Below are 9,780 nucleotides of genomic sequence, written 5' to 3' on the forward strand. Positions count from 1 at the left end.
TTCCCTATGAATAGCCTTGTCTCAATTATTGTACCTTGCTATAATCATGCGCATCTTTTGGGAGAGACCTTGGAGTCTGTTTTGAACCAGGAGTACATTAATTGGGAATGTATCATTGTAAACGACGGTAGCCCTGATAATACTGAAGAAATTGCCAAAGAATGGTGCAAAAAAGACACCCGTTTCAAATACATTTCCCAGAAAAATGGAGGACTGTCAAATGCCAGAAATACGGGTGTAAAAAGAAGCAAAGGTGAGTATATTTTGCCTTTGGATGCTGATGATCTTTTACATAAGGATTTTTTAAAAAAAACAGTGCCAGTGTTGCAAACTAAGGATGAAGTTGGCGTTGTGACTTGCAATAGCAAACATTTTACTGGAGATACCACCAACGTCATTAACGAATGGAGACCTAAAGGTAATACTTATAAGTACCTGCTGTATTTGAATCAAATAGTTGCTACTTCGTTATTCAGAAAAACATGTTGGGAACAGGTTGGAGGCTACGATGAAAACATGAAAAATGGCTTTGAGGACTGGGAATTTTGGCTCTCTTTAACAAAAAATGGCTGGAAATATCAGGTTTTGGATGAGTTTCTTTTTTACTACAGAAGAGCAAAACAATCCATGGTAACGGATACGATAAACTATCATTTTGAAGATATTAAAGCATATATTTTCAAAAAACATAGCGATTTATATATTGAAGATTTTGAAAACTGTATGACCGTATTGTTTCATGACCTGAAGGCCTATCGCACAAGTAATGTAAAACTAAAAACATCCTTAGAGTATAAGATTGGAAAGCTTTTAACCAAACCGTTTTCTTTTCTTTTGAAAAAATAGAGACATAGCATTTTGATATCCGTAGTCATCAGAAATAAAAACCAGGAAGACGCCTTGGAGTTTTTACTAAAAAACCTTGAGGGGCGTTATGCCGACGATATTGCGGAAATTATTGTTGTGGACAATCTTTCAACCGACGGTAGCCAAGCCATATCCGAAAAATATGGCGCGAGATTTGAAACCATCACAAATTTCAGTTATGGAGGCAGTGCCAATTTTGGGGCAGAAAAGGCCAAGCATCCAATTGTGGTGATGTTTAGTGCGCATTCCTATCCAGTAAGCCATGACTTTTTTAAACTGATTAAAGAGAAATTTGAAGCCAATCCAAATTTAGCTGGGTTACGTTGCTTGCACAACCCTAATGACTATCGAAATTACATCAATAAGGTTTCGGCTAAAGAAGACCCGAACAAATCTGGCTTGATATTTTCAGGGTCGGCATTTAGGCGGTCAGTTTGGACAAAACATCAATTTAGGAATGATGTTGCTACTTTTGAAGATAAGGAATGGACCGTTCGAATGTTAAAGGAGGGTTATGATATTGAGTTGGTTCCCGCCATTTTTTGCTACCAAATTTCCCGATCCAAAGGACAGTTGTTTTTTAGGTTCAAAAGAGACCTTATTGGCAATTACCAATTGTGGCATCAAGATGTGTCTTTTTGGAGTGCTTCCAAGGGGTTTTTGATGGCTTTGTTGAGGCTTTTAAAAAGCTTTTTTGTGGATATTTGGTATGTGATATTGCGATATTTGCACACCATAAAGTTCCTTTTCAATAAACCTAATAAGTTTTAAGCCTATAAATCTAAAGCATGAACCGGAACAATAACTTTGATTTTCTAAGATTTTTGTTCGCAATTTTTGTCGTGCTTTCCCATTCCTACCCTTTGTCGGGTAGCAGTGAAACTTACCAGTGGATTTACCAAATCACCAATGGTCAAATTGTATTGGCTCGGATAGGCTTGGGTGGCTTTTTTATAATTAGTGGCTTCTTTATTTTTAAAAGTTTAAAACGGAGTAAATCACTGAGCATTTACTTTTGGAAGCGTTTTTTAAGACTGTTTCCGGCACTTTTTGTAGTGCTTTTATTGACCGTTTTGCTGCTACCGTTTGTATATGAAGGTGGTGTGTCCCTGTATGAAAACCCAGAGGTGTACACCTACTTGCCAAACAATTTATCGTTGTATGGATTTCAGTCAATAATTCAAGGTGTGTTTGACAATAATCCATACCATTCTATTAATGGCTCCTTATGGACAATTCGATATGAATTTTCACTTTATGTGGCTCTGTCATTACTCTTTTTCGTCAAAAACAATTACAAATTAGTACGGGGTGTATTGTTTCTTACCTTGGTATTTCTATTAGTGATTTACAATTTTTTATTGGGACGGTTTGCCGGTTCCTCTATATTTGGGATGCTGGGCTATGAAATTTTGGATCTGGGAACCTTTTTTGTATGTGGGAGTGTTTTGGCGGCCTTCAATTTTGAAAGAGTTAAAAGTCCGTTGTTGCTTGTTTTGTCTGTTTTAACACTAATTGGTGCATTGCATTTTGAAGTGTATCATTCCGTTAAGCACATACTGCTGCCTGTTGTAATTTTGCTGTTAGGGCAGATTCCGCTTCCATTTTTTAGTACTTTTGGGAAAATAGGAGATATGTCCTATGGTATTTATATTTATAGTTTTCCAGTGCAACAAACATTGGTTTACTTTTTCAAGCTTGGCACCTATGAACTCATGTTTTGGTCGGTAATAATCTCAATTGTTTTGGGGTTTTGTTCTTGGCATTTAATTGAGAAAAAAGCGCTGAGTTACAAAAATGTTTCAATTTCTAAATCTAAGATAGAATTGAAGAAAAAATTAACTTAAAAACAGTCAGCAGTTTAATGAATATAAAACAGATTATAAAACGTGTTCTAAGGAAAAAAAAGAAATCTCCCGCCTATTTTAAGGTGAAAAATTACGACAAATTTGATGATTTTTGGGTGCAAAAGGTAGAAGTAGAAGATGTCGAGGATAGACTGGATTTTTTTCTTAAACTGTGCAAAGGAAAAAATGTGTTGCACTTTGGCTGTACAGACTGGCCCATATTTAGGCCGGAAAAGAATTTGCATATTCAGTTATCAGAAGTAACCGCCAGACTGCATGGTTTTGATATTGATCTGGAGGGCATTGAAAATTTAAAGCAATATGTAGATCAGGAATACTTCTCAAAGTTTTCCGATATACCCGATTTTAATTATGATGTCTGTTTAATTCCAGAAACCATTGAGCATGTAGACAATGTACGGGAGTTTTTGGCCAACTTATCTGCTGTAAAAGCCGATAAATTTCTAATTACTGCACCAAATTGTTTTACCCCAATTCATTTGGATAGAAACTATCGGGGTAAGGATTATTTTATTGAAGTGGTGCACCCAGATCACAATTGCTGGTATAGCCCTTATACCCTTAAGAATCAAATTCAAAAATACTCCGATCTTAAGGTTGAGAAGACGTACTTGTTTAATAACGGAATGATGATTTGTTGCGAGGCGGTAAGGAAGGAAGTCTTATAGACTATGCTAAAGAGAAGGATAAAAAAGTCCATTAAATCATTACAGGCCGTTTATAATTTTTTGATGTTTAGGCTTTTCGAAGTATCTAAAATCCGAAGGTCGGATTTACTCTTTATTCTGCCCTATTTTCAAACAGGAGGAGCGGAACGCGTGCACCTTAATATCATTAAAAGCTTGCAGGACAAAAGTATTTGTATCTTATTTACCCATAATTCCGCAACTGAAAATTTCAAAAATGAGTTTTCGAATTTGGCCAAAATTATCGAAGTGAATACAATTCTCACCAAAAACAATAGTCATATAAATCAGTCCCTCAAAAAGGTAATTTGTAAATCGATAAACCAAAGCCGGTCAATAACATCTGTTTTCGGGAGCAATACTAATTTCTTTTATGAAGTGCTTCCTAAAATCAAAAAGAACATCAACAAATTGGATTTGATACATGCCATTTCTGGAGAAAACCCAGCCATAGAGCAACACTATTTGGATTCAAGTGAAGATATCACCCATAGAATCGTAATCAATAAAAAGGCTTTTGATGACGTATCGCATATTTATAAAGTCAACAGTATTTCAGAGGAATTTCTGAGCAAAATAAAAATTATTGAAAATGCCATTCCGATAGATTTAAATGATACACTGGCCGAAAGGGACATGATAAGAATCGGCTTTGTTGGTAGATGGTCCAAAGAAAAGCGCCCAGAAATTTTTCTTAAGATAGCATCGGAGATCAAAAAAATAAAACCTGAGGTGGAATTCGAAATGGTAGGTATTGGAATGAAAAGTAATGTTTCTGAAATTAACAGGAGCGGTGTCCAATTTCTAGGTGAAATTACGGATGCAAAAAGGTTGGATGCCTTTTATAAATCCCTGACGTTTATTTTGACAACGTCTTCTAGGGAAGGCTTTCCTATGGTCATCCCAGAGGCTATGGCACACGGGGTGATACCTATTTCAACTAATGTTGGTGGGATTAGCGAACATTTGATTAGTTTTGAAAATGGGGTGCTCATCGATAACTATAAGGATGAAAATGAAATCGTAACAAAATTTATAGATACTATTGATAAATTGATTAATGATAAAGGATTAACAGCTAAAATTTCAAAGAATGCTTTTAACTATGCGAGAAAGCACTTTGATATTGGTACGTTTAACCAGAAGTATAGAGACTTAGTTTTGGGTAATAAAGGGAACTGATGATAACAATTGTACTGACCAACCGAAATAGAAGTTTAAGCTTGATATCCAAATGCTTCGCCTCGTTACGCGGACAGAATAATCAAAATTTCAAATGCATTGTTGTGGATTATGGTTCAAATCCGCAAAATCAGAAACTACTTCAATCTGAGATCAATAAACATGCAAATTTCGAATTAATTTTATGTAGTACCCAAAAGCAATTGTGGTGTAAATCCAGGGCTATAAATCTAGCATTAAAGCAGTGCGATACCACTTATTTTTTCGTAGGGGACATTGATATGATATATCATCCGCATTTTATTGAAGAACTTCACATACTTAAGGATAAACATAAAGTGGTTTATTTTAAAGTGGGGTTTTTAAGCGAAAATGAGTCAAATACTGATAAGGATTTTGAGGATTATCAAATTGCCTTCCCCTCTAATGAAGAGGCCACGGGCATGACTTTATACAAAACTGAGATATTGAAGTCTATTAATGGTTACGACGAATTTTACCATGGCTGGGGCGCAGAGGATACCGATGTTCACGTTAGACTTGAAAACGCCAATATTGAGGTGGCTTATTTTGATAGGGAAATTTTAATGCTTCATCAGTGGCACCCCAAGGCATATAGGGGTAAAGATAGTTTTGAACCATTTCACTTTAAGCTTGAAAGCATCAATCATAAATATTTGGAATTTACTAGGAAAACAAAAAAAGTTGTTGCCAACACTAATTTTGAATGGGGGCATTATAATGCATCGGATTATTCGGTTTTGGAAGCGCCACAACAGGAGTTTTTGATCACAAATGAACTAGCCGACGTCAAAGGGTTTATCCATAACATGTTTTTGGACCATGCGCATCAAGTTATTAGTGTTAAAATAAAGGAACATTCCGAATATAATTCTCTCAAACAGACTGCTAAAAAGTTGATCCATAAAAAAACTAAGGAATTTTTACCTTTAGAAGAAGTGAACGACTTGCTTTTGGAAGCCATTATTGCAGACAAAAGAAATGCAGCATATAGCTACCGTTACAGCGTTCAAAAAAACGAAATAACGCTAGTCATCAAACTTTAACCTATTGCACCAATGAAAATTTTAATGGTATCCATGAATTCCATCCACTTTGAACGCTGGACCAATCAGCTTCAGGATGCGGGCCATGAGGTGCATTGGTTCAATATTAGGGATGGTAGCTATTCAGAAAATTTGTCTTGGGTAAAGCAAATTATCGGTTGGAAATACAAGTATCCCAAACTTAAGGGAAGAGTGTTCGTAAAAAGAAGATTGCCCAAATTGTATAAAAAACTTGGTTTTATATTTGAAAACAGTACCGAAAAGGCATTTGAAAGCGCGTTGCTGAAAATACGTCCCGATGTAGTGCACAGTTTTGCACTCTACGTATCCTGTTCACCTATTTTGAAGGTGATGAACAATTACCCGGAACTACAATGGATATACTCTGCTTGGGGTAGCGATTTGTTCTATTTTCAACATGAACCGTCGTATCTCAGTGATATAAAAAATGTATTGCCAAGGGTTAATTATTTGTTTGCGGATTGCAAAAGAGATGTTGCACTGGCAGAAAAATTTGGCTTTAAGGGTAGGGTTTTAGGGATTTTTCCTGGCGGTGGAGGGTATCCCATTGAAAAGTATGAGCCACATGTCCTGTCTACTTCCCAAAGAAATCTAATACTTATTAAAGGTTATCAAGGGCGTTCGGGTAGGGCCATTTCCGTGTTAAAGGCCATCGCTAACTTGAATTCCGAATTAAGGACATATCAATTTGCCATTTTTGGAGTAAATGAGGAGGTTGAAAATTTTATAGAGCGTGAACATGGGCTTCGTAGTTTGGATTTACGCATCTATAAAAGATCTGAGTTTTTAAACCATTTTGAACTTATGAAACTAATGGGGCAAGCATTGATATATATAGGAAATAGCAATTCTGATGGTATGCCGAACACATTGCTCGAGGCCATAATTATGGGGGCTTTCCCGATCCAATCCAATCCCGGTGGTGCTACAGCCGAGGTCATAAATCATGGCAAAAATGGGCTCCTGATTCAGGATTGTGAAGATGATAATCAAATTTCCAAATTGATAAAAATGGCAGTTTCAGACAAAAAACTTATGGAAACCGCCTTTAAAGCTAATCAACAAATGAAAGGCGTTTTTGAAAGATCAAAAATTGCAAATGATGTTATTTCAAAATACAATTCCATCCATCAATACTCAATTTAAACGCGTCGATTAAAAAACAAACTGTATTTTAGCATTTTGACTCATATTAATAGCAGCACAAAAATGAAAAAGATAGGTTTTATCCCGTTGCGGAAAGGCTCTAAAGGGATTCCCAATAAGAACAAAAGAAAGATGGTAGGTAGACCATTGTTTACATGGGTTCTTGGTGAAGCTGTTTTTTCAGAGCTTGATGAAATTGTTGTGTATACCGATGACGAGTCCATAATTGATTTTATTGCCAAAGAATACCATTGGACTTCAAAAGTGAAAGCCTTGAAACGAAGTGAAGAAAGTGCTGAAGACACAGCTTCTACCGAATCTGCTATATTGGAATATTGCGAGTCTATTAATTATGATTTTGATATTTTCTGCCTAATGCAGGCCACATCTCCTTTCACAAGAAAAGAGGATATTAATACATGTTTGGATAAAATCGGGACTGAATTTGATTCGGCATTAACCGTGGTAAACACCCATCGTTTTTTATGGAATGAAAATGGGGAAGCACTAAACTACAATCCCCAAAAAAGACCAAGACGTCAAGATTTTGAGGGGGTATTGGTTGAAAATGGTGCTGTTTATACTATTTCAAAAGAAGCTTTAAAGCAACATAACAACCGAATAGGGGATAGAACTGCAGTAGTGAAAATGCCCGAGGAATCACTTTCAGAAATAGATACCGAATCTGATTGGGTGACTGTCGAAAACTTATTGATGGAGCGACAAAAACAGGAGAAAATATCCAAGAAAATTACACACATAGTTTTGGATGTTGACGGCGTATTTACAGATGGCACTATTACTTATACAAAAGATGGCGAGCATACCAAAAGTTTCGATATGAGAGATGGTATGGGGCTTGAGATTTTAAGGCAATTCAACGTAAAAGTGATGATTATGACCTCGGAGAATTCTCAATTGGTAGCCAAACGCATGGAAAAATTAAAGATTGAGCACGTGTTTTTAGGTGTAAAGGATAAGTTTACCTTATTGAACCGAATATTGAACCAGGAGAATATATCTTTGGGTAATGTGGCCTACGTTGGGGACGATGTTAACGACCTTACCAATATTTGTAGTGTCGGGTGGTCTTTGGCCCCAAATAATGCTACAGATGTGGTTAAACAACATGCCGATATCGTGCTTTCCAGAAAATCGGGAGCCGGTGCTATCAGGGAAGCTTGTCAATTTATAATGAAGTATAACAAAAGATTCATGTAAGTCCCAAAATCTTATGAATAGTTACAAAAAGCCATATGTTATAGCTGAAATAGGGTGCAACCATAAAGGTGAAATGGAAATTGCGAAAGAACTTATCAAAGTAGCAAAGATATTTTGCAATGTGGATGCTGTAAAATTCCAAAAGCGTAATAATAAAGAGTTGTTAACGGAGGAGCAGTACAATCAACCCCATCCTAATCCTGTCAATTCTTACGGAGCAACTTATGGAGATCATCGTGAGTACCTGGAGTTTAGCTTGAAGGAACATCAAGAATTAAAGTCGTATTGTGAAGAGGTAGGAATTACATATTCCACTTCAGTTTGGGATCTAACATCTGCTAAGGAAATAGCATCCCTAAATCCGGAGTTTATTAAAATACCTTCGGCATGCAATAACAATACAATGATGCTGGAATGGCTCTGCAAAAATTATGAAGGCGAACTTCATATTTCAACAGGGATGACTACCAAAGAGGAGATCGACGAAGTTGTAAATCTGTTTAAAACTTTTGGAAGAAATAAAGACTTGGTACTTTATAATTGTACTTCGGGTTACCCTGTGCCTTTTGAAGACGTGTGCTTATTGGACATTAATGTGTTAAAGGAAAAGTACGGTGGGCAAATAAAACACATCGGATTTTCAGGACACCATTTAGGTATTGCTGTGGATGTTGCCGCATACACTTTGGGAGCTAATATTATTGAAAGGCACTACACATTGGATAGAACCTGGAAAGGTACAGACCATGCTGCATCATTGGAGCCCATGGGACTTCGCAAGTTATCAAGGGACCTAAAGGCCGTTTATCATTCCTTGAGTTATAAAAATGAGGATATATTGCCCATTGAAAAAGTACAGCGCGATAAACTAAAAAATCAAAAAGTGCACAAATGATTTCATCAAGGAAGATTCGCTTGTTTTGGTGGAATGAAATTGAACTACAAGGCAAATCCAAAGAGAACTACGGCGATCTTTTGGGTAAATATTTAGTAGAAAAAATTTCTGGTAAGGAAGTGGTTTGGACGAAGCCTAGTGCTTTCTCTTTTTCTGATTTTTTCAGTCCAATTTATGTAACCATAGGAAGCATTCTAACCCATGTCAATTCAAAATGCGTAGTTTGGGGAAGCGGTATTGTATCCAAAGAATTTCCTGTTAAAAACGCCAAATTTTTGGCTGTGCGCGGTCCGCAAACAAGAAATCATTTGCTGGATTTGGGGTACGAAGTTCCCGAGATATATGGCGATCCGGCCATTCTTTTGCCAAGGTATTATAACCCTCAAATTGAAAAGGAATACAAATTGGGCATCGTCCCTCATTATGCGGATTTTGAAGCAGTGAAAGACTTTTGCCAAAATGACGGATCGATACTCATCATTGATTTAATGACAAATAATGTTGAAACAACAACAGATCAATTTCTTAAATGTGAAAAGATAATATCATCTTCCCTTCATGGTATTATAGTGTCCCATGCTTACGGTATACCCGCTGTTTGGCAAAAGTTTTCCAATCGTGTATTTGGTGATGATATTAAGTATAGAGACTATTTTGAATCTGTTGGTATACCCAATTATGAATCAACTATTTTGAATACTGAGATGTCGGAAAGTACGATGCTCAATCTTTTCAAAAACAAACAGGTATTGCCCGAAAAAAAAGTAATTGATAGGCTATTTAATGGGTTAATGGAGGTTTGCCCATTCAACAATCAAAAAGAATAG

General features: G+C 36.4%; 10 protein-coding genes. All 10 read left to right on the forward strand.

The features are described 5' to 3' along the window. Positions 1-6: 6 nt before the first annotated feature. The 10 genes from ACFSR8_RS14385 to ACFSR8_RS14430 all read left to right on the forward strand — a co-directional run bounded on the left by ACFSR8_RS14385 (position 7) and on the right by ACFSR8_RS14430 (position 9,780). Positions 7-846 carry a glycosyltransferase family 2 protein gene (locus tag ACFSR8_RS14385; protein ID WP_380293231.1) on the forward strand — a complete coding sequence of 280 codons (840 nt, stop codon included), beginning with the start codon at positions 7-9 and terminating at the stop codon, positions 844-846. A gap of 12 nt (positions 847-858) precedes the next feature. Continuing rightward, positions 859-1,638, forward strand: coding sequence for a glycosyltransferase (locus ACFSR8_RS14390; protein ID WP_380293233.1), 780 nt, complete (start codon positions 859-861; stop codon positions 1,636-1,638). A 17-nt stretch (positions 1,639-1,655) separates the two neighbouring features. Then, complete coding sequence (locus tag ACFSR8_RS14395) at positions 1,656-2,714, forward strand: acyltransferase family protein (RefSeq protein ID WP_380293235.1); 1,059 nt, start codon at positions 1,656-1,658, stop codon at positions 2,712-2,714. 17 nt (positions 2,715-2,731) lie between these two features. Next, the gene (locus ACFSR8_RS14400; RefSeq protein ID WP_380293237.1) at positions 2,732-3,403 is read left to right on the forward strand and encodes a hypothetical protein; all 672 of its coding nucleotides are present in this window, start codon (positions 2,732-2,734) and stop codon (positions 3,401-3,403) included. Between the two features lie 3 nt (positions 3,404-3,406). Continuing rightward, complete coding sequence (locus ACFSR8_RS14405; protein ID WP_380293239.1) at positions 3,407-4,603, forward strand: glycosyltransferase family 4 protein; 1,197 nt, start codon at positions 3,407-3,409, stop codon at positions 4,601-4,603. Next, complete coding sequence (locus tag ACFSR8_RS14410; protein WP_380293241.1) at positions 4,603-5,670, forward strand: glycosyltransferase family 2 protein; 1,068 nt, start codon at positions 4,603-4,605, stop codon at positions 5,668-5,670. The genes ACFSR8_RS14405 and ACFSR8_RS14410 overlap by 1 nt, the downstream gene beginning before the upstream one ends. A 12-nt stretch (positions 5,671-5,682) precedes the next feature. Next, the gene (locus tag ACFSR8_RS14415; RefSeq protein WP_380293243.1) at positions 5,683-6,837 is read left to right on the forward strand and encodes a glycosyltransferase; all 1,155 of its coding nucleotides are present in this window, start codon (positions 5,683-5,685) and stop codon (positions 6,835-6,837) included. Positions 6,838-6,900: 63 nt separating this feature from the next. Then, positions 6,901-8,058 (forward strand): cytidylyltransferase domain-containing protein, encoded by a 1,158-nt coding sequence (locus ACFSR8_RS14420; RefSeq protein WP_380293245.1) that lies wholly within the window; start codon positions 6,901-6,903, stop codon positions 8,056-8,058. A 13-nt stretch (positions 8,059-8,071) separates the two neighbouring features. Further along, positions 8,072-8,953 (forward strand): N-acetylneuraminate synthase family protein, encoded by an 882-nt coding sequence (locus ACFSR8_RS14425; protein ID WP_380293247.1) that lies wholly within the window; start codon positions 8,072-8,074, stop codon positions 8,951-8,953. Continuing rightward, positions 8,950-9,780 carry a polysaccharide pyruvyl transferase family protein gene (locus ACFSR8_RS14430; protein ID WP_380293249.1) on the forward strand — a complete coding sequence of 277 codons (831 nt, stop codon included), beginning with the start codon at positions 8,950-8,952 and terminating at the stop codon, positions 9,778-9,780. The genes ACFSR8_RS14425 and ACFSR8_RS14430 overlap by 4 nt, the downstream gene beginning before the upstream one ends.

This window comes from Hyunsoonleella rubra (genome assembly GCF_042684665.1).
GTDB classification, from domain to species: Bacteria; Bacteroidota; Bacteroidia; order Flavobacteriales; family Flavobacteriaceae; genus Jejuia; species Jejuia rubra.